The 19,298-nt window shown below is 66.4% G+C and carries 19 protein-coding genes; 12 read left to right on the top strand and 7 right to left on the bottom strand.

Translation table 11 applies throughout. The annotated features are described in order from the left end of the window. Positions 1-25: 25 nt before the first annotated feature. From AC1RLU_RS19915 to AC1RLU_RS19860, 12 genes are all read left to right on the top strand, one after another. Positions 26-1,141, top strand: coding sequence for an ABC transporter ATP-binding protein (locus AC1RLU_RS19915; protein WP_492797748.1), 1,116 nt, complete (start codon positions 26-28; stop codon positions 1,139-1,141). Positions 1,142-1,156: 15 nt separating this feature from the next. Beyond that, on the top strand, positions 1,157-2,287 hold the full coding sequence (locus AC1RLU_RS19910; RefSeq protein ID WP_492797746.1) for an ABC transporter substrate-binding protein: 1,131 nt from the start codon (positions 1,157-1,159) through the stop codon (positions 2,285-2,287). A gap of 176 nt (positions 2,288-2,463) precedes the next feature. Continuing rightward, the gene (locus AC1RLU_RS19905) at positions 2,464-3,300 is read left to right on the top strand and encodes an ABC transporter permease (protein ID WP_492797745.1); all 837 of its coding nucleotides are present in this window, start codon (positions 2,464-2,466) and stop codon (positions 3,298-3,300) included. Next, complete coding sequence (locus AC1RLU_RS19900; RefSeq protein ID WP_061971798.1) at positions 3,297-4,112, top strand: ABC transporter permease; 816 nt, start codon at positions 3,297-3,299, stop codon at positions 4,110-4,112. The genes AC1RLU_RS19905 and AC1RLU_RS19900 overlap by 4 nt, the downstream gene beginning before the upstream one ends. A 181-nt stretch (positions 4,113-4,293) precedes the next feature. Beyond that, positions 4,294-5,034, top strand: a complete 741-nt coding sequence (locus tag AC1RLU_RS19895) for a GntR family transcriptional regulator (RefSeq protein WP_492797744.1) — start codon at positions 4,294-4,296, stop codon at positions 5,032-5,034. Further along, positions 5,031-5,867 (top strand): 5-dehydro-4-deoxy-D-glucuronate isomerase, encoded by an 837-nt coding sequence (gene kduI / locus AC1RLU_RS19890; RefSeq protein WP_492797743.1) that lies wholly within the window; start codon positions 5,031-5,033, stop codon positions 5,865-5,867. Before AC1RLU_RS19895 ends, kduI begins: the two co-directional genes overlap by 4 nt. Then, positions 5,867-6,637 (top strand): 2-dehydro-3-deoxy-D-gluconate 5-dehydrogenase KduD, encoded by a 771-nt coding sequence (kduD, locus tag AC1RLU_RS19885; RefSeq protein ID WP_492797741.1) that lies wholly within the window; start codon positions 5,867-5,869, stop codon positions 6,635-6,637. The genes kduI and kduD overlap by 1 nt, the downstream gene beginning before the upstream one ends. Before the next feature lie 16 nt (positions 6,638-6,653). Further along, positions 6,654-7,337: an amino acid ABC transporter permease gene (locus AC1RLU_RS19880; protein WP_492797739.1), complete on the top strand. Its 684-nt coding sequence runs from the start codon at positions 6,654-6,656 to the stop codon at positions 7,335-7,337. Between the two features lie 7 nt (positions 7,338-7,344). Beyond that, complete coding sequence (locus AC1RLU_RS19875) at positions 7,345-8,004, top strand: amino acid ABC transporter permease (RefSeq protein WP_492797737.1); 660 nt, start codon at positions 7,345-7,347, stop codon at positions 8,002-8,004. Further along, positions 7,979-8,707 carry an amino acid ABC transporter ATP-binding protein gene (locus AC1RLU_RS19870; protein WP_061971808.1) on the top strand — a complete coding sequence of 243 codons (729 nt, stop codon included), beginning with the start codon at positions 7,979-7,981 and terminating at the stop codon, positions 8,705-8,707. The genes AC1RLU_RS19875 and AC1RLU_RS19870 overlap by 26 nt, the downstream gene beginning before the upstream one ends. A 59-nt stretch (positions 8,708-8,766) precedes the next feature. After that, positions 8,767-9,570, top strand: coding sequence for a transporter substrate-binding domain-containing protein (locus AC1RLU_RS19865; RefSeq protein WP_492797735.1), 804 nt, complete (start codon positions 8,767-8,769; stop codon positions 9,568-9,570). A gap of 82 nt (positions 9,571-9,652) precedes the next feature. Next, positions 9,653-10,687 (top strand): aldo/keto reductase, encoded by a 1,035-nt coding sequence (locus AC1RLU_RS19860; protein WP_492797734.1) that lies wholly within the window; start codon positions 9,653-9,655, stop codon positions 10,685-10,687. Positions 10,688-10,690: 3 nt separating this feature from the next. Here AC1RLU_RS19860 and AC1RLU_RS19855 read toward each other — a convergent pair whose 3' ends face one another. The 7 genes from AC1RLU_RS19855 to AC1RLU_RS19825 form a co-directional block, all read right to left on the bottom strand. Next, entirely contained in the window at positions 10,691-11,965 is a 1,275-nt protein-coding gene (locus AC1RLU_RS19855) for a M20/M25/M40 family metallo-hydrolase (RefSeq protein WP_492797732.1), read from the bottom strand. 43 nt (positions 11,966-12,008) lie between these two features. Further along, complete coding sequence (locus tag AC1RLU_RS19850) at positions 12,009-12,941, bottom strand: acetamidase/formamidase family protein (RefSeq protein ID WP_492797730.1); 933 nt, start codon at positions 12,939-12,941, stop codon at positions 12,009-12,011. A gap of 387 nt (positions 12,942-13,328) precedes the next feature. Then, positions 13,329-13,841: a peptide-methionine (S)-S-oxide reductase MsrA gene (msrA, locus tag AC1RLU_RS19845; RefSeq protein WP_492797729.1), complete on the bottom strand. Its 513-nt coding sequence runs from the start codon at positions 13,839-13,841 to the stop codon at positions 13,329-13,331. Next, positions 13,841-14,287: a peptide-methionine (R)-S-oxide reductase MsrB gene (msrB, locus tag AC1RLU_RS19840; RefSeq protein ID WP_492797728.1), complete on the bottom strand. Its 447-nt coding sequence runs from the start codon at positions 14,285-14,287 to the stop codon at positions 13,841-13,843. The genes msrA and msrB overlap by 1 nt, the downstream gene beginning before the upstream one ends. 173 nt (positions 14,288-14,460) lie before the next feature. Then, positions 14,461-15,276: an NAD-dependent epimerase/dehydratase family protein gene (locus tag AC1RLU_RS19835; RefSeq protein ID WP_492797726.1), complete on the bottom strand. Its 816-nt coding sequence runs from the start codon at positions 15,274-15,276 to the stop codon at positions 14,461-14,463. Positions 15,277-15,417: 141 nt separating this feature from the next. Further along, complete coding sequence (locus tag AC1RLU_RS19830; protein ID WP_170843386.1) at positions 15,418-17,127, bottom strand: hydantoinase B/oxoprolinase family protein; 1,710 nt, start codon at positions 17,125-17,127, stop codon at positions 15,418-15,420. After that, positions 17,120-19,246 (bottom strand): hydantoinase/oxoprolinase family protein, encoded by a 2,127-nt coding sequence (locus tag AC1RLU_RS19825; RefSeq protein WP_492797724.1) that lies wholly within the window; start codon positions 19,244-19,246, stop codon positions 17,120-17,122. The genes AC1RLU_RS19830 and AC1RLU_RS19825 overlap by 8 nt, the downstream gene beginning before the upstream one ends. Between the last annotated feature and the right edge of the window lie 52 nt (positions 19,247-19,298).

The raw sequence follows: 19,298 nt of genomic DNA, 5'->3' as shown, positions 1-19,298 counted from the left end.
GAGCAGAGCCGGGGGAGTAGGCGCCTTGCAGCCGGAAACGCAAGCCAGAGCGGGTAGCGGCGCAGCCATCGGCGTGCGCGGTCTCAAGGTCGCCTATGGCGGCACGCGCGTGCTGCACGGCATCGATCTGGATTTCACGCCCGGCAGCTTCACCGCGCTCCTCGGTTCCTCCGGCTGCGGCAAGACCACGTTGCTGCGCTCGCTCTCCGGTTTCGTTCCGGTCGAGGAAGGCTCGATCGTCGTCGGCGGCAAGGATGTCGCCGGACTGCCGCCGGAAAAGCGCGGCATGGCTATGGTCTTCCAGTCCTATGCGCTCTGGCCGCATATGACCGTGCTCCAGAATATCGGCTACGGCCTCAAGCTGCGGGGCAAGTCGAAGGCCGAGATCGCCGCGAAGGTTGGCCAGATGCTAGGTTTCCTCGGGCTTGCCGGGTATGAGGACCGCAAGGTCACGGCCCTCTCCGGCGGCCAGCGCCAGCGCGTTGCGCTCGGCCGGGCGCTTGCGATCGATCCCGGCATCCTCCTGCTCGACGAGCCGCTCTCCAATCTCGACGCCAAGATCCGCATGGTGATGCGCCACGAGATCCGCGCCATTCAGCAGCGGCTCGGCCTGACCGCCGTCCACGTCACCCATGACCGCGAGGAGGCCATGACCATGGCCGACCGGCTCGTCATCATGCAGGCTGGCCGGGTCGCTCAGGTCGGCACGCCCGAGGAGGTCTATGACCGCCCGGCCAGCGCCTTCGTCGCCAATTTCATGGGCGCGGAGAATGTCCTGCCGCTCAGCATCAACCGCGAGGAGGGCCGGGCTTCCGTCGCGGCCGGCGAGGCCCGCGCGACGCTTGCAGGCGCTGCGGCAGCAGTGCTGCCGAACGGTGATGCGCTCGCCTATTTCCGCGACGACGTCGCGAGCCTCGGCGCCCTTGATGCGGCGGCGGCCGGCGGCGATCTCGTCGTCCCCGGCACGATCGCCGCGCGCGCCTATCCCGGTGGCATCTACCGCTACAAGGTCGAAGCCGCCGGCCGCCAGATCACGGTCGACGATACCGGCCGTCACGAACTCGGAACGAAGGTCGGGCTGCGCATTCCGCTGCAGCGCCTTCACATCTTCCCGGCGACCGAGGCCGGGATTGCCGCCTGACAGGGAGTCAGACCCATGCGCATCCTCACGCTTGCCTGCTCGCTTGCTGCGCTGATCGTGGCATCGCCGCTATCCGCGCAGACCCTCAACGTCGCCTCCGCCGGCGACCAGAACATGGTCGACTACGTCAAGGACTATCTCGGGCCGATGTTCGAGAAGGCCCATCCCGGCGTGAAGGTCGTCTCGGTCGGTACCGGCCCGGGCGATTCCGGTTCGCAGAAGATCTACGAGAAGCTCGACGCCCAGAAGGGCGCGGCCTCGACCGATTTCGACGTGCTCGTCATCCATCAGAAAGCGGCCGGCCAGATGGTCAAGGAAGGCCTGCTCAACAAGTACACGGCCAATGTCGAGACGGCCAAGCTCGCCACCGGTGACTCCGCGAAGAATTCGCTCGGCACCGATGTCAGCGGCTTCGTCATTCCGATGTTCCAGTCGCAGACCGCGCTCGCCTACAATGCCGACATGGTCAAGACGCCGCCGGCGACCTTCGCCGAGCTCGCCGATTGGGCCAAGAAGAACCCGAAGCAGTTCGGCTATAACGGCATCAAGGGCGGCATGTCCGGCGTCTCCTTCGTCGCCGGCTGGGTCTATGCCTTCGGCGGTGACGCCGAGAAGTTGATGAAGGGCCCCTATGACGCGGCTACCAAGACGAGCTGGGACAAGGCCTTCGCCGATCTCAAGGCCTTCAATGCCAATGTCGTGATCACCCCCGGCAATGCCGGCACGCTCGACATGCTGAACCGCGGCGAGATCGCGATCGGCCCGGTCTGGGTCGACATGTTCTATTCTTGGCAGGCCGACGGCAAGCTGCCGCCGAACATGAAGCTGAAGCTCGTCTCGCCCGGCATGCCCGGCCAGCCGATGTATTATGCCGTGCCGGAGAAGTCGGCCCAGAAGAAGCTGGCCGAGGCCTTCATCGCGCTCGCGACCTCGCCGCAGGTCCAGGCCGACGGCATCGTCAAGAAGTTCAACTGGTATCCGGGCATCGACGCCAAGAACCTCGAAGGCAAGCTCGACAAGGCCGCCTGGGACAAGCTCTTCACCGACGTCACCCCGGCTGAGCTCGCCAAGAACGGCAAGCCCTTCCCGATCGCGCCCTATTTCAACGACATCCTTGAGGGCTACGAGAAGAAGGTCGCGAACTGAGGTTCGCCTGACGGGGCGGCGTGGCCTCCGCGTCAACTCGTGCCACGCCCTCCGTCATCCTCGGGCTTGATCCGAGGATTTCATGACCAGCTCGCTCTGGTTTTCGAGATGGCCGGGTCAAGCCCCGGCCATGACACCCCTTCTAGCTCAGCGCGATTGGTTAGCCGGAACCGAGAATGTCCCTTTCCCAACGCAATCTCGCCTTGCTGCTGATCGCGCCCGGCCTCGCGCTCGTCGCGGCATTGTTCCTCTATCCGCTCTGCTTCTCGCTGATCTCGGCCTTCACCGGGCCTGAGGGAGGCTTTTCGCTGCAGGCCTTCGGCAAGGCGTGGGAGCTTTACTCCGGCGATGTCGTCTTCACTGTCATCATCGTTCTGTCGTCCTGCCTGCTGACCGGGCTTGCCGCCATCATCATCGCCGGCACGCTGACGATGGGTGAGAACCGCTGGATCGTCGGCACGCTGAAGGCGCTCTATCGCTGGCCGCTCTTCATCCCCTTCATCGTCGCGGCGCAGTGCATGCGCACCTTCCTCGCCAAGAACGGCCTGATGAACAACACCTTCGTCTCCATGGGCTTGATGGAACCGTTGCAGGCGGTGAGCTTCCTTGATTGGCGCGGCATCATCGCGACCTTCGTCTGGAAGCAGACGCCCTTCGTCGCGCTGCTGCTGGCCGGCGCGCTCGCCTCGCTTGACCGCGCCACGCTGGAGGCCGGCCGCAATCTCGGCGCCTCTCGCATGCGCGTCCTCGTTGAACTCGCCTTGCCGCAGGTGATGCCGCAGCTCCTCGTCGCGCTCGTCCTCTCCTTCGTGACGATGCTGTCGGTGCTCTCGGTGCCGATGATGGTGGCGGGCTCGCAGCCGACCATGCTGACCGTCGACATGGCCTTCCGCATCAACGCCTATGGCGACTACGCCACGGCCAATGCGCTTGGCGTCATCACCTATCTGATCTCGGCCGGCGCGGCGATCATCTACCTCAAGCGCGGCATGGCGAAGGAGAACGCGCCATGATCCGCGCCGTCTCCGGCCTGCGCATGGTCCTTGCGGCCTTCGCGCTCGCGGCCTTCGCCTTCTTCCTGATCGGGCCGCTGGTCAATCTGGCGCTCTGGTCCGTCGCCGAGCGCTGGTACACGCCCTACAAATTGCCGGTCGTCTACGGCACGCGCTACTGGGAGCAGGTCTTCCGCCCGACCGGCGACGCCATGGCCTCGCTCGGCACCTCGGTCTGGATCGCGGTGCTGACGGTGCTCGTCGCGCTCGCGCTCTCGATTCCCGCCGGCTATGCGCTGGCGCGATTGAAGCTGCCGGCGCGCGCCTTCTTCATGGTGCTGTTCCTGCTGCCGCAGGCCTTCCCCTCGGTTGCGATCTACATCAACGTCGCCCGCGTCTTCTATTCGCTCGGCATCAACGGAACCGTTTTCGCCGTGGTGCTCGTCCATGCCGCGCATGGTCTCGTCTATTCCGTTTGGATCGCGGCCGCGGCCTTCGCCGCCGTCGACAAGGATCTCGAGCTCGCCGCCCGCAATATCGGCGCGTCGCCGCTCAAGGCTTTCTTCTCGGTGACGCTGCCTCTGGCGGCGCCCGGCATCATCGCCAGCGGCATCTTCGTCTTTCTTGAGTCGCTGGACGAGTTCACCGGCACCTTCTTCGTCGGCGTGCCGCAGGTCACGACCCTGCCGCTCCTGCTCTACAGCGCGGCGATGGGCGGCAATTATCAGGTCGCCTCGATCACGGCGCTGATCCTGCTCGTGCCCTCGGTGCTGTTCATGCTGTTCATCGAGCGCTTCCTGCGTGCCGATGTGCTCGCCAAGGTCGGCGCCTGACCTCGGCCGTCTGAAGCCGCACGCCGTTCCAATTGGTTATCGATCAGGGCCGCTGCCACCGCAGCGGCCCTGATGCGTTTGCGCGCGCATCTCGAAAATCGGCTTGCCCGCAACTAATATACTAGTATATGAATCGCGAAACAAAGCCTTGGGAGGGCGCGCATTGACGGTCGGTGGCATCATGGCTGCGGGTTCGGGTTCATCGGGACGGCGCACGGCCGCCGCGGTGATCCGCGATGCGCTGCGCGCCGAGATTGTCTCGCTCGCCATCCCGCCCGGCACCCCGATCGTCGAGAAGGACATCGCAGAGGCCCATGCGGTCAGCCGCACGCCGGTGCGCGAGGCCCTGCTGAAGCTCGCCGACGAGGGGCTGGTCTCGATCTTCCCGCAGTCGGGCACTTTCGCCGCGCTGATCCCGTTCCGGGCCCTGCCCGAGGCGCTGGTGATCCGCCGTTCGCTGGAAGAGACCTGCGCGAGGCTCGCCGCACAACATGGCGCCGGCCGGGCCGACGGGCTCGCCCGCATCATGGATGAACTGGCGGCGCGGGCCGATCGCGGCGAGCGCGAGCTCTTCCACCAGTCCGACGACGCCTTTCATGCCGGCATCGCCGAGCTTGCCGGCTATCCCGGCATCTGGCGCTTCACCCAGCAGGTGAAGCTGCAGATGGACCGTTTCCGCCGGCTCACCCTGCCGCAGCAGGGCCGCATGGAGCGCGTGCTGCGCGAGCATGGCGCGGTGGTCGAGGCGATCCGCCGCGGCGATGCGGAAGCCGCGGCCCACGCCATGGGCGAGCATCTCGGCAAGCTCTTCGACGACCTCGACGCGGTCGCCGCCCTCAACAGCCCCTATTTCGACATGGGCGACGGTTCGGAGCGGCCACGGCGCGCCGCTCCGCCGGTCGCCCGACTGGAGACGACATGACCATCGACATCCGCCAGGTTTCGCATCCGGAGGCCGTGAAGGGCTTCGACACCGCCGAATTGCGCCGCCATTTCCTGATCGAGACGCTGTTCGTTTCCGGCGAGGTCAAGCTGACCTATAGCCATCTCGACCGCGTCATCGTCGGCGGCGCCATGCCGGGGGGCAAGCCGGTCGTGCTGCCGACGCCGAAGGCTGTCGGGACCGATGCCTTCCTGAAGCGCCGCGAGCTCGGCATCGTCAATGTCGGCGGTCCCGGCAAGGTCTCCGTCGGCGGCAAGGATTACGCTCTGGCCAAACGCGATGCGCTCTATGTCGGCAAGGAGGCGGGCGAGGTTTCCTTCGCCAGCGACGATGATGCGAATCCGGCTAAGTTCTACCTGCTCTCCACCCCGGCCCATGCCGTGCACCCGACCAGGGTGATCCGCGAAGCGGATGCCAAGACGCTGCATCTCGGCGAGCAGGCCACCGCCAACAAGCGCACGATCCGCCAGTACATCATCCCCGGTGTCTGCGAGACCTGCCAGCTCGTCATGGGCGTGACCACGCTGGACGAGGGCAGCATCTGGAACACCATGCCCTCGCACACCCATGACAGGCGCTGCGAGATCTACCTCTATTTCGACGTGCCGGCCGATGCCCGCGTCTTCCATCTGATGGGCGAGCCGCAGGAGACCCGTCATCTCGTCGTCGCCAACGAGCAGGCGATCCTGTCGCCGGGCTGGTCGATCCATTCCGGCGTCGGAACGAAGGCCTATTCCTTCATCTGGGGCATGGGCGGCGACAATGTCGACTACACCGACATGGACATGGTCGCCACCGGGGACCTGCGCTGATGGCCTCGCCCTTCGACCTGACCGGCCGCACGGCGATCGTCACCGGCGCCAATACCGGGCTCGGCCAGGCGATTGCGGTCGCCATGGCTCAGGCGGGGGCCGGCATCGTCGCGGTCGGTCGTTCCAGCATGGCGCAGACGAAGGCGCTGGTGGCGGAAACCGGCAATCCTTTCCATGAGATCACCGCCGATCTGGCAACGCTGCAGCCGATCGCCGGCATCGTCGAGCAGGCCGACGCCGCCGCGAAGGCCGACGGCTCGCGTCTCGACATCCTCGTCAACAATGCCGGTATCATCCGCCGCGCCGACGCCATCGACTTCACCGAGGCCGACTGGGACGCGGTGATGGACGTCAACCTGAAGTCGACCTTCTTCCTGACTCAAGGGGTCGCCAAGCGCATGCTCGCCGACGGCAAGGGTGGCAAGGTCATCAACATCGCCTCGCTGCTCTCCTTCCAGGGCGGCATCCGCATCCCCTCCTACACCGCCTCGAAGAGCGGGCTCGCCGGATTGACGCGGTTGCTCGCCTGCGAATGGGCGGGGAAGGGCATCAACGTCAACGCGATCGCACCCGGCTATTTCGTCACCAACAACACGGAAGCCCTGCGCGCCGATCCCGCCCGCAACGAGGCGATCCTCGCGCGCATCCCGGCCGGGCATTGGGGCAAGCCGCAGGAAATCGGCGGCGCCGCCGTGTTCCTCGCCTCCGAGGCGGCTGCCTATATCCACGGCGTCGTGCTGCCGGTCGACGGCGGCTGGCTCGCGCGCTGACGGGGAGGGCCGGACGATGCGCTACAAATTCGATTTCGGCGCCCTCGTCGAGCACTGGCCGGAATTCCTCAGCGGCGCGCTGACCACGCTGCAGATGACCGCCTTCGCCGTCGTCTTCGGGCTGGCGATCGGCATCCTCTGCGCCATCGGTCGGCGCAGCGCCTCGCCCGCCCTGCAATGGCTCTGCGGCTTCTATATCGAGACGATCCGCAACACGCCCTACCTGATCCAGATCTTCTTCATCTTCTTCGGGCTCTCCAGCATCGGCATCAAATTGCCGATCCTGGTCGCCGCTGTGCTGACGCTGGTCATCAATGTCGGCGCCTATACCGCCGAGATCGTCCGGGCCGGCATGGACACGATCCATCCCGGCCAGATCGAGGCGGCGCAGGCGCTGGGCCTCTCGCAGCCGCAGATCTACTGGGACGTGATCCTGCGCCCGGCGCTGGAGCGGGTCTATCCGGCGCTGACCAGCCAGTTCGTGCTGATGATGCTGGCCTCCTCGATCACCTCGCAGATCTCGGCCGAGGAGCTGACGGCGGTCGCCAACAACATCCAGTCCTTCACCTTCCGCGCCTTCGAGACCTACATCGTCGTCGCCGTTCTCTATCTCCTGCTCGCCGTCCTCCTGAAGCTCGCCTTCTACGGCTTCGGCCAGATCATCTTCCCGCGCCGCCGGCGCCTCGGCACGGCTCTGTGAGGGCGTGATGGGCGGCTTCACCCTCGTTCACTTCGTGTATCTGCTGCAGGCGACGCTCTGGACGGTCGTGCTGACCGTGCTCGCCTTCGGGCTGGGCAGCCTCGCCGGTTTCGTGGTGATGCTGGCACGCACCGCGCGGACCCGCTGGATCCGGGCGGTGTCGATGATCTATGTCGACGTCATCCAGGGCACGCCGCTGCTGATCGTGCTGTTCCTGATCTATTTCGGCCTCGCCGTGGTCGGGATCGAGCTGCCGGCGCTGCTCGCCGCCGCGATCTCGCTGATGATCTATTGCAGCGCCTTCCTCGGCGAGATCTGGCGTGGCTGTGTCCAGTCCGTGCCGCGCACCCAGAGCGAGGCGGCCGAATGCCTCGGCCTGACGCGCTGGCAGACGCTGGTCGACGTCATCCTGCCGCAGGCGATGCGGATCGCGACGCCGCCGACGGTCGGCTTCCTCGTTCAGGTGCTCAAGAACACCTCGCTCGCCTCGGTCGTCGGCTTCGTCGAGCTGACCCGCGCCAGCCAGGTCATCAACAACTCGCTGTTCCAGCCCTTCCTCGTCTTCGGCATCGCAGGCGCCCTCTATTTCGCACTCTGCTACCCGCTGTCGCGGCTCAGCCGGGCGCTCGAAAGGAAACTCAATGTCGGCCGCCGTCAGCCTGCGTGACGTCCACAAGCGCTTCGGCGAGGTGGAGGTCCTGAAGGGCGTCTCCTTCGACGTGGCGCCGGGCGAGGTCGTGGCCGTCATCGGCCGGTCCGGCTCGGGCAAGTCGACGGCTCTGCGCTGCGTCAACCGGCTGGAGACGATCCAGTCGGGCGAGATCGAGGTCCATGGCCGGCGCGTCGACGATCCCCAGCTCGACCTGCGCGCTTTGCGCCGCGATGTCGGCATGGTCTTCCAGAGCTACAACCTCTTCCCGCATCTGACGGTGGCAGAGAACATCACGCTGGCCCCCCGGCGCGTGCGCAAGACGCCGCAGGCGGAAGCCCGCCATATCGCCGTGGAGGCGCTCGCCCGCGTCGGCCTCTCCGACAAGATCGATGCCTATCCAGAGCAGCTCTCCGGCGGCCAGCAGCAGCGGGTCGCTATCGCCCGCTCGCTGGCGATGGAGCCCAAGGTCATGCTGTTCGACGAAGTCACCTCGGCGCTCGATCCGCATCTCACCGGCGAGGTGCTCAAGGTCATGGAAGCGCTGGCGAAGGGCGGCATGACCATGCTCGTCGTCACCCACGAGATGGCCTTCGCCCGGCGCGTCGCCGACCGCGTCATCTTCATGCACACCGGCAAGGTCTGGGAGACCGGCGCCGGCGAGATGCTCGCAAATCCTCAGACCCCCGAGCTCAGGGAATTCCTCGCCAACGGGCTCTGACGATCCCGCGGCCGTCCGGCCGCCCGACGACCATAACGACAACGAAAAGGGAAACGACCATGACCACGATCACCCGCCGCTCTGCCCTCGGTCTCGCCGCGACCGCCGGCGCCTTCCTTGCCCTGGGCAGCGCAGCCCATGCCGATCAGCTCGCCGACATCAAGAAGGCCGGCAAGATCCGCGTCGCGGTCGCGATGGGCGTGCCGCTCTTCGCCTTCGTCGACGGCCAGCTCAAGCCGACCGGCTCCGATGTCGAGACCGCGAAGCTGATCGCCAAGGATCTGGGCGTCCAGCTCGAGCTGATCGAGATCACCAACGCTGCCCGCGTGCCGACGATCCAGACCCGCAAGGCCGACATCCTTGTCGCCAATCTCGGCATCACCGCCGAGCGCAAGAAGGCGGTCGATTTCTCGGTGCCCTATGCGACGTTGAACATCATCGTCGCCGGCCCCGACGGCGTCGAGATCAAGGATTACAAGGACCTGACCGGCAAGCGCATCGCGGTGACCCGCGCCACCGTCAACGACCAGATGGTGACGCAGAATTCCAAGGGCGCCGAGATCGTCCGCTTCGAGGACGACGCGACCCTGATCACCGCCGTCGTCTCCGGCCAGGTCGACATCGTCTCGACCCAGACCGCCGTGCTCGCCGCGATGAACGAGAAGCGCAGCGGCGCCAAGCTCGCGACCAAGTTCGTGCAGCAGGAGCTTAATCTCGGCATCGCACTGCCGCAGGGCGAGACGGAACTGAAGTCCTGGCTCGACGGTTGGATCAAGAAGAAGGTTGCCGATGGCGAACTCAACGCCGTCTTCAAGAAATTCCACAATCGCGACCTGCCGGCCGACCTGACCCAGCGCGGCTGATCTGCGTCTGCGATCGGCGGTGGGCTTGCGCGCCTGCCGCCGATCCGCAACTCTGCGGTCCCTCGTCTGAAACGGGTCTTCCATGGCGAACGCGGCCGCTCCGTCCTCCCCCGTTCCGCCGGGCCGTCCCTTCGCGGGCCTCATCCCCAGCCTGATCGGCTTTGGCGGCGCACCGCTCGGTGATCTCTATGGGCATCTCGACGAGGCCGCGGCGCAGGACACGGTCCGTGCCGCGCTCGCGGCCGGCATCAATCTCGTCGATACCTCGCCGCTCTACGGCCACGGCCTCTCTGAGCACCGCATCGGTGCCGCACTCCGCAGCGTGCCGCGCGACAGCGTCATCATCTCCACCAAGGTCGGCCGCTGGATGCAGGCCGGCGAGCCGAAGCGCGACGGCTCGGGCTATGCCGGCGGCCTGCCGCACCCGGCGGTGATCGACTATACCTATGATGGCGCGATGCGCTCCTTTGAGCAGTCCCTGCTCCGCCTCGGCACCGACCATATCGACATCCTGCTGATCCATGACGTCGATATCTGGACCCATGGCGACAGGATGGAGCAGCGCTTCTCCGAGGCGATGGACGGCGCCTATCGCGCGCTGGAGAGGCTGCGTGCGTCCGGCGCGGTCAGGGCCATCGGCGTCGGCGTCAACGAGGCCGAGATGTGCGTCCGCTTCGCTCGATCAGGCGATTTCGATGTGATGATGCTGGCCGGCCGCTATTCGCTGCTGGAGCAGGGCGCCCTGCCTGAGTTCCTGCCGCTGGCGCTGGAGAAGAAGATCGCGGTGATGCTGGCCGGAGTCTTCAACTCCGGCATTCTCGCCACCGGTGCCAGACCCGGCGCCTTCTACAATTACAAGCCGGCGCCGCCGGAGGTACTGGCGCGCGTTGCCCGGATCGAGGCGGTCTGTGCCAGCCATGGCGTCGCCCTGCCGCAAGCGGCGCTCGCCTTCTGCGCCGCCCATCCGGCGGTGGCGACGATCGTGCTCGGCGCGGTGACGCCGCAGGAGGTCGCCCGCAATCTCGACCTCGTCGCGCGGCCGGTACCGGCCGCGCTCTGGCGCGATCTAAAGGCCGAGGGCCTGCTGGCCGAAGAGGCGCCGGTCCCCGAGGCCTGAGCCTTACTTGGCCGCCGGCCCCGTCGAGCCGAGATAGTCGACCGCGCAGGCGACGTGCAGCTTCATCACCGCGATCGCCTCGTCGATGGTGACATGCTCCTCGTCGGTGCCCATGCTGATCGGCGAAGGCCCGCAGATCAGGGCGGGCACGCCGCGCCAGCGCCAGTAGCGGGTGTCGGTGCCGCCCAAGCTGGAGACCGGCGGCGCGTCATGGCCGAGCAGCTCGCGGATATTGCCGCGCAGGATATTGGCCATCTCGCTGAACGGATCGGTCAGGCTCGCCGGATAGCTGTGGTCCTCGTTGACCACCATCTCGCAATCGGCCTCGCGGGCGAGGGTTTCGAGATCGGCGCGGATCGCGTCGCGGTCGGAGCCGATCGGGATGCGCATGTCGAGATGGGCGACGCAATGCGTCGGGATCTGCGTCGCCTTCTGCCCGCCCTGCAGGATGCCGACATTGACGGTGATCCGCCGGGCGACATCGCCCGCGCCTTTGCCGAGATTGAGATCGGCCGCCGCGATCGTCTCGGCCGAGGTCAGAACCGCATCGATCTCGGGCGGCAGCGCGGCGAGCTTGAGATGGTAGCGGTCGTAGATCGCGGTCACGAGCCGGCTCACATCCGCGATCGGATTGCGCGCCCGGTGGGCATAGCCGCCATGGCCGCCGATGCTTTTCGCCGAAAGCGAGAAGCGCAGCGTGCCCTTCTCGGTGAAGCGCAGGTTGGCGAGGCCGCTCGGCTCGCCGTTGAGGCAGCAATCGGCCTCCATCTCGTCGCCGAATTCATCGAACAGGAACTTGGTGCCGTAGCGCCCGCCTGATTGCTCGTCCGAAACCACGGTCAGCGACAGCGCCCCATTGAGCTTCTCGCGATGCGGATAGAGCTGGCAGAACGCGAGGATCGAGGCGAGCGTCCCGGTCTTCATGTCGGAGGCGCCGCGGCCCATGATCTTGCCGTCGATGATCTCGGCTTCCCAGAGCTTCTCGTTGGTGACCGGGAAGATGTCCATATGGCCGTTGAGCATGAGATGGCGGCCGGGCTGGCCCGCCTCCCAGCGGCTGATGATGTTCGGCATCTCCGGCACGAAGGCCTCGGTGCGATGCGCCACGCCGGCGGCATCAAGCAGCTCGCGCACGAAGGCCGCGGCCTCGCGCGTATCGCCCGGCGGGTTGACGCTCCTGATGCGCAGGAAGCGTTGCAACAGCGCGACGATCTCGTCGCGGCGCTGATCGATCGCCTGAAGCAGTTCGGCCTTCAGGGCGGCGGTAGTCTCGGACATGGTCGTGGTCTTCTTGGACGGCGTTTCAAAAAGGATGGAGTGCTTAGCTACGGGCGCGGAACGACATCGCCTGCGTGAGCTCGGTCTTCTCCAGCCGCGCGGCGACGCAATAGGCCGGGTTGAAGACATTGGCGATGTCGTAGCGCACCGCCTGCCCGAGCAGATGGCTCGCCTCGATCGGATCGACGCCGAGAGCCTCGCCGACCCAGCGCAGCAATTCCGTCGTGGCGAATTGCAGCGGCTGGTCGAGCGGGCGCCCGCTCGCGATCACCAGCAGGTCGGTCTCGGTCTCGCAGCGCGGCCAGCGGAGGCCCTGCTTCTTGACGAGCTTCACTGAGAATTCGACCTCGAACGAGGTCTCGACACCGGTGCCGGCGATCTCGCCATCGCCCTGGCAGGCATGGCCGTCGCCGAGGAAGAACAGCGCGCCATCGACGAAGACCGGGAAGGCGATGGTCGCGCCCGGTCCGAACAGGCGATAATCCATATTGCCGCCATTGGCGCCGCTGGTCGCGGTCGAGATCGCCTGGGCGCGTTCCGGCGCGACGCCGAAGCAACCGAGCATCGGCGCGAGCGGGAAGCTCCAGTCCTTGATACGGGCGGAGGGCTCGAGCAGCTTTACGGTGCCGGCCTGCGCGTCGATCGCCCATTCATAGCGCTCGCGCTTCGGCAATTCGTGCAGCATCGCGGGGTCGAGCACGCCGGGCGCCAATGGCGAATAGGTCCAGCCGGTCTTCCGGTTAGGCGTCATCCGCTCGATCGTGACGAGCAGGGCATCGCCGGGCTCCGCGCCAGTGACGAAGAACGGTCCGGTCATCGGGTTGCCGCGCGGGGCATGCTGCGCGCCGTCGCCGCCGAAGCCCGCCGCATCGAGCGTGGTGGTGACGACACTGTCGCCGCTGGCGATCTCCAGCACGGGCGGCAGGGTGGCGAGCACGTTCGAATATTGCGTGGGAGCAAAGTGGTGGCGCGCCATGGAAACCTTCCTGAGCGGGATTTGCGTCTGTGTCCTGCGGTGACCGTAGGAGCAAGCCGCCGGCTTGAGAAGCACGCGCGGGCGAAGGGGCGCCCTGCATGCTGGTCAGCAGGCGCCGGCGCTGGACAAGACATGTCGATGTCAGGACATGGCGGACAGGGTGTCCGTCGAACTAATCGCCTGCGGTGATCATGGTGGTTCGGAAAGCGCTGCATTTGTAGCCGCTTGCCGCAGGTTTCGTTCAAATCGAGCGGCCTTGGCCCGCATCGATTCGCGCCCGATGTCTGGTCGTATCCGGGTAAGGCGAGGCATGCGCGATGGCGCGATCAACCGACAGGCTCTCCGCGTCGAGCCGAAACCGGTTGGACGCGAAGAGCCCTGGATTTGTCAGGCTGCGGCACCTGTCCTGCGCGGTAACACCCAGTCCGGGCGGATGAAATGGCAGGTATAGCCATGCGGAATGCGTTCGAGGTAGTCCTGATGCTCGGGCTCCGCCTCCCAGAAATCACCGACCGGCTCGACTTCGGTGACGACCTTGCCCGGCCACAGTCCCGACGCATCGACATCCGCGATCGTATCGAGCGCAACAGCCTTCTGCTCATCGCCGCTGAAATAGATCGCCGAGCGGTAGCTGGTGCCGCGGTCGTTGCCCTGGCGGTTGAGCGTGGTCGGATCGTGGATCTGGAAGAAGAATTCGAGCAAGCGGCGATAGCTGGTCTGCGAGGGGTCGAAGGTGATCTCGATCGCCTCGGCATGGGTGCCGTGATGGCGATAGGTCGCATTCGGCACGTCACCACCGGAGTAACCGACCCGGGTCGAAACCACGCCGGGCAGCTTGCGGATGAGATCCTGCATGCCCCAGAAGCAGCCCCCGGCGAGAACAGCGCGTTCGGTCGTCATCAGATATCCTCCACCTGGTCGAGATAGTCTCTGTAACCCTGCTCGATCATCTCGTCGCGTGGCACGAAGCGCAGCGAGGCCGAGTTGATGCAGTAACGCAGGCCACCGCGATCGCGGGGCCCGTCCGGAAAAACATGGCCGAGGTGGCTGTCGCCATGGGTCGAACGCACTTCCGTACGGACCATGCCGTGGCCGTCGTCGCCCAGCTCATTCACGTTCGCCGGTTCGATCGGCTTGGTGAAGCTCGGCCATCCGCAGCCCGACTCATATTTGTCCGATGATGCAAACAGCGGCTCACCCGAGACGATGTCGACATAGATGCCGGGTTCCTTGTTGTCGAGAAGTGCCCCGGTTCCAGGGCGCTCGGTCCCATTCTGCTGGGTGACCCGATATTCCTCGGGCGACAGCCTGGCGATCGCAGCTTCTGTCTTCCTGTAGGCTGACATGGATCTCTCCTTCGAACTCATGCCAGGAAATGGGTATTCGTTCCGAGGCTGTCCAATGCGCCGCGCCTATAATTTCCATGCTGTCACCGGCGCACCCGCGAAGTTCATGGTCACGCATAACGCCCGATCAGCAACCGAAGCTGCCCTGCGGCGGCTCGACGGGGGGATGGCCTTCAGCCTTTCGCTTCGTCATCCGGATGCGGCATTTCGCAGAACTTGCCGCCGAGATAAAGTCCCGCGGGCGATAGCGGGTCGAGTGCCGGGGAGCTGGCTTCGACCTTGGCCCGGAACGGCTCCGAGTTGTCCTGCGGGTGATAGCCGAGATGGCCGGCACCGCTATTGTCCACCGCCTTCACCGCGTTGTCGGAGGTGCCGAAGGCAATCGTGTGCCCGACGAAGGGCGCGCTCAGCGCCGCCGTGACGAGGCGCACGCAATCGGCGAAGGACAGATAGGACCAGAGCATCCGGCGATCGGCCGGCTCCGGGAAGGACGAGAAGATGCGCAGGCACGCCGTCTCGATGCCGTGCTTGTCCCAGTAGAGCCGGCTGAGGCTCTCCACGAAGGTCTTGCCGACGCCATAGAGGCAGTCGGGCCGCACCGGCGCATCGACTGAAATATGCGCGCCGATCTCGTGGAAGCCGATCGCGTGGACGGACGAGGCGTAGACGATGCGCTTGACCCCGTGTTTCCGCGCGCCCTCGTAGATGTGATAGGAGCCGCGGATACTGGAATCGAGAATCACCTGCCACTCGCGTTCGGTCGGCGCGCCGCCGAAATGGACGATGGCATCGCATCCTTCGGTCGCGGCGATCGTGGCTTCCATATCGGCGAGGTCGAAGATTGCCGCCTCCTCGTGGGCAGCAAGCGGGCCGAGTGGCTCGCGATCGGCAAGGCGGATCACCCCGGCGAGCGGAGCAAGGCCGGCGCGAAGCTGCGAGCCGAGACGCCCGGCCGCGCCGGTGATCAGGATGCGGTTGTAATGCGGCATGCTATCCTCGCGTCTGGCGGCCTCGTCGTGCCAGTGCGGCCATGTTCGGGCCATCCCGGTCGAAGGCCGCAGTGAGGCATCGACGGGCGATCGCTGACAAGCCGCAGCACTGCGCAGGCCGCCATGCCGCTGCCTCTGCCGCTAACGGGGCAACTCACCGCGCCGGGACGCGGCCAGCACATCGGCCACCCGCTCCTCGGACAGGCCATAATCGGCGCGGGCCGCCTCCGCCGAGACATAACCCAGGGCGAGGTCGCGCTCCACGCTGCTTGCGGGCCGCTCGGCGGATGCGCCATAGCCCGCGCCCCCCGGGAAGGCCATGACGACCTTGCGGCCATGCGGCACGAACTGCTTGCCCTTGCCCTTCATCGCCGTGCCGTCGTCGAGCGCGATGGTGGTCGGCGCTCCGCCGCCGCCGCCGCGCCGGCCGCGGGCGGGATGGTGGACCCGGTCGAACATCGCCTGGATGTCGAACTCGTAGCCCTCCCAGGCGCCGACCTCCATATGCTGCCCGAGGCCGCCGCGATGCTGGCCCTTGCCGCCGGAATCGGGCCGGAGCTCCTTGCGCCAGACGATCACCGGGCCGACCTGCTCGGTCGCCTCGACCGGCATCGTCATCACGCCGGAAGGGAAGGCGGTCGCGTTCATGCCGTCGAGTGCGGGCCGGGCACCGGAGCCGCCCGAATTGAAGGTCAGGACCTCGGCGCGCACGGGATCGGCGGGCCAGGGGCCGTCGCTGCGCGGCCGGAGCGAGACCTGGAAGTTGCAGAGGCTCCCGGCGCCCTCGGCCGGGACGAGGCCGGGCAGGAGCTTGTCGAGCGCGTCGTAGATCGTGTCCGGCACCATATGGCCGATGATGTGGCGGAGCGCCACCGGCGCCGGCCAGACGGCGTTGACGATGGTGTGCTCCGGCGCCGTGATGCGGAACGGCTCCAGCGACGCCGCATTGTTCGGGATTTCCGGCGCGATGGCGCATTTCAGCGCGTAGCAGGTATAGGCCTTCGTATAGACCAGCGGCACGTTGATGCCGTTCTTGTCGACGCCGGAGGTGCCGGCCCAGTCGCAGAGCACGCCGTCCGGCTCGATCGAGATCTTCACCTTGAGGTCGATCGGCCGGCTGTAGCCGTCGATCCGCATATGGCCCTCGGCCTGCCCACGCGGCAGCGCGGCGATCTTGTCGAGCGTCGCCTGGCGCGAATTGGTCAGGATGAAATCGGAGATGCCGGCGAGGTCGGCGAGCCTGAACTCGACCATCATGTCCACCAGCCGGCGATGGCCGATCTCGTTGCAGGTCGCCAGCGCATAGATGTCGCCGACAAGCTGGTCGGGCTCGCGGACATTGCCGCGGATGATCGTGACCAGCGTCTCGTTGACCGTGCCGCGGTCGACGAACTTCATGATCGGGATATGCAGGCCTTCCTCGTAGACCGAGTTGGCATCGGCACCGAAGCCGCGCCCGCCGATATCGACGATATGGGCGGTGCAGGCGAAGAAGCCGACATGGCGGCCCTGGTGGAAGGACGGGCTGACGACGGTGATGTCGTGCAGGTGGCCGGTGCCCTCCCAGGGGTTGTTGGTGATGTAGACATCACCCTCGGCGATATTCTCGCGCCCGATGCGGCGGATGAAATGGGCGACGGCATCGGCCATGGCGTTGACGTGGCCGGGCGTGCCGGTCACCGCCTGCGCCAGCATCTCGCCTTTCTCGTTGTAGACGCCAGCGGAAAGGTCTCCCGCCTCGCGCACCGAGGTCGAGAAGGAGGTGCGGATCAGCGCCTGGGCCTGTTCCTCGACGACCGAGATCAGGCGGTTCCACATGACCTGATAGGCGACCTTGGAGATCTCAGACATGGGCGGGCTCCTTCCGCGCGGCGATGGCAGCGGCGGGTGCGGCTTCGGCAAGGCGGATGTCGATGCAGCCGTCGTTCAGCGTGACGGCGAAGCGGCTCGACGGCAGGATGATGGTGGTCTCGTCCTCGGTGACGATGCCGGGGCCGCTGATCCGGCTGCCGGCGGGCAGGGCAGTGCGGCTATGGGCTTCAGCCTCGACGCGGCGGCCGAGCCCGGCATCGAAGACGGAGCGGCTGCCCTCAGCCGGGGCTTCGCGCATCTGCGAGACCGGAGCGACCGGAGCAACCGCCTCCTGTGGCGTATGCGCGTTGACCGACCAGACGGTGATCTCGGCCGCGAGACCCTTCACCGTGCGCCCGAAAAGATTGGCGTATTCGTGCTCGAAGCGCTGGAGGATGACGGCCGGATCGGCGGCGCGAGCCTCTTCAGGCGTCAGGATCACCGGGATTTCCCAGCCCTGGCCGGCATAGCGCATGTAGATCTTGTATTCGGCCTGGATCGCGCCGGCCCAGCCGCAGGAGCGCACCACTCGCGTCGCTTCCTCTTCCATCTCGTCGAAGAGTTTGGTGACGCGCGCCGTGTCGAACTGGGCGAGCCGCATGAACAGCGTGCGGTTGGCCTCGAAGCTGAACGGTGCTCGCAGGAAACCGATGGCCGAGCCGACGCCGGCGCCGGGCGGCACGAGGCAGCGCGCAATTCCGAGCTTTTCGCAAAGGCGGCCGGCATGCAGCGGGGCGGCGCCGCCGAAGGCGATCATCGTGTATTCCGAGAGGTCCTCGCCGTTCTCGACGGCATGGACGCGGGCGGCGTTGGCCATGTTCTCGTCGACGACCTCGGCGACACCCCAGGCGCTTTCCTGGGCGTCCATGCCCAGCCTGCCGCCGATCTCGGCTGTCAGCGCCGCGGCCGACTGGTCGGCGAAGAGCGGGATCGTGCCGGCGGCGAAATTGTCCGGATCGATCTTGCCGAGGATCACGTCGGCATCGGTCACGGCCGGGCGTTTGCCGCCGCGGCCGTAGCAGGCCGGGCCGGGCTCAGAGCCTGCGCTTTCCGGCCCGACGCGGATCTGGTTCATCGAGTCGACATGGGCGAGGCTGCCGCCGCCGGCCCCGATCTCGACCATATCGATCACCGGGATCGAGATCGGCATGCCTGAGCCCTTCTTGAAGCGATATGTCCGGGCGACCTCGAAGACGCGGGCGGTCTTCGGCGTATAGTTCTTGATCAGGCAGATCTTGGCGGTGGTGCCGCCCATGTCGAAGGAGAGCACCTTCTTCAGCCCGTGCCGCGCTGCGATGTCGGCGGCGAAGACGGCGCCGCCTGCCGGGCCGGATTCGACGAGGCGAACCGGGAATTCCGAGGCGCTCTCCAGCGAGATGATGCCGCCGCCCGAATGCATCAGGAAGATCGGGCAGGAAGCGCCCTCGGCTGCCAGTCGCCCCTTGAGCCGGACGAGATAGCTCTTCATCAGCGGCTTGATGAAAGCGTTGGCGATCGTCGTGTTGAAGCGCTCGTATTCCCGCATCTGCGGCGAGACTTCCGATGAGAGCGAAACCATCGCGCCCGGCAGGCGCGCAGTCAGCACCTCCTGGATCAGGCGCTCATGCGCGTCGTTGACATAGGAATGCAGCAGTCCGACTGCGACGCTCTCGTAGCCGGCTTCGCGCAATTCATCGACGAGGGTCTCGACGGCGGCCCGATCGAGCGGGATCAGGACGTTGCCGCGCGCATCCATGCGCTCCTTGACCGTGTAGCGGCGGTTGCGCGGCAGCAGCGGTTCCGGCAGCGTCAGGTTGAGGTCGTATTGCTCGAAGCGGCTTTCGGTGCGCATCTCGATGACGTCGCGAAAGCCTTCGGTGGTGATGAGAGCGGTCTTGGCGCCGCGCCGCTCGATCAGCGCATTGGTCGCCAGCGTCGTGCCATGGATGATCTGCCCGATCGCCGAGGCCGCGATGCCGGCCTTCTCGCAGACACGGTGCATGCCTTCGATGATCGCATCCTCAGGGGCGGTATACGTGGTCAGGACCTTGGTCGAGAACCGCTGTCCGTCCTGCTCGAGCACGACATCCGTAAAGGTTCCCCCGATATCGACGCCCAGTCGGGCCCCGAGAATGGACATGGCTTACGCGCCTCCGTTGTCTGATGAGGCGAGGATGGAATGCGGCATCGAT

Source organism: Allobosea sp. GW822-FHT05A11 (assembly GCF_058800455.1).
The sequence above is the reverse complement of the archived record's forward strand: the minus strand, read 5'-3'. Positions and strand labels throughout refer to the sequence as shown.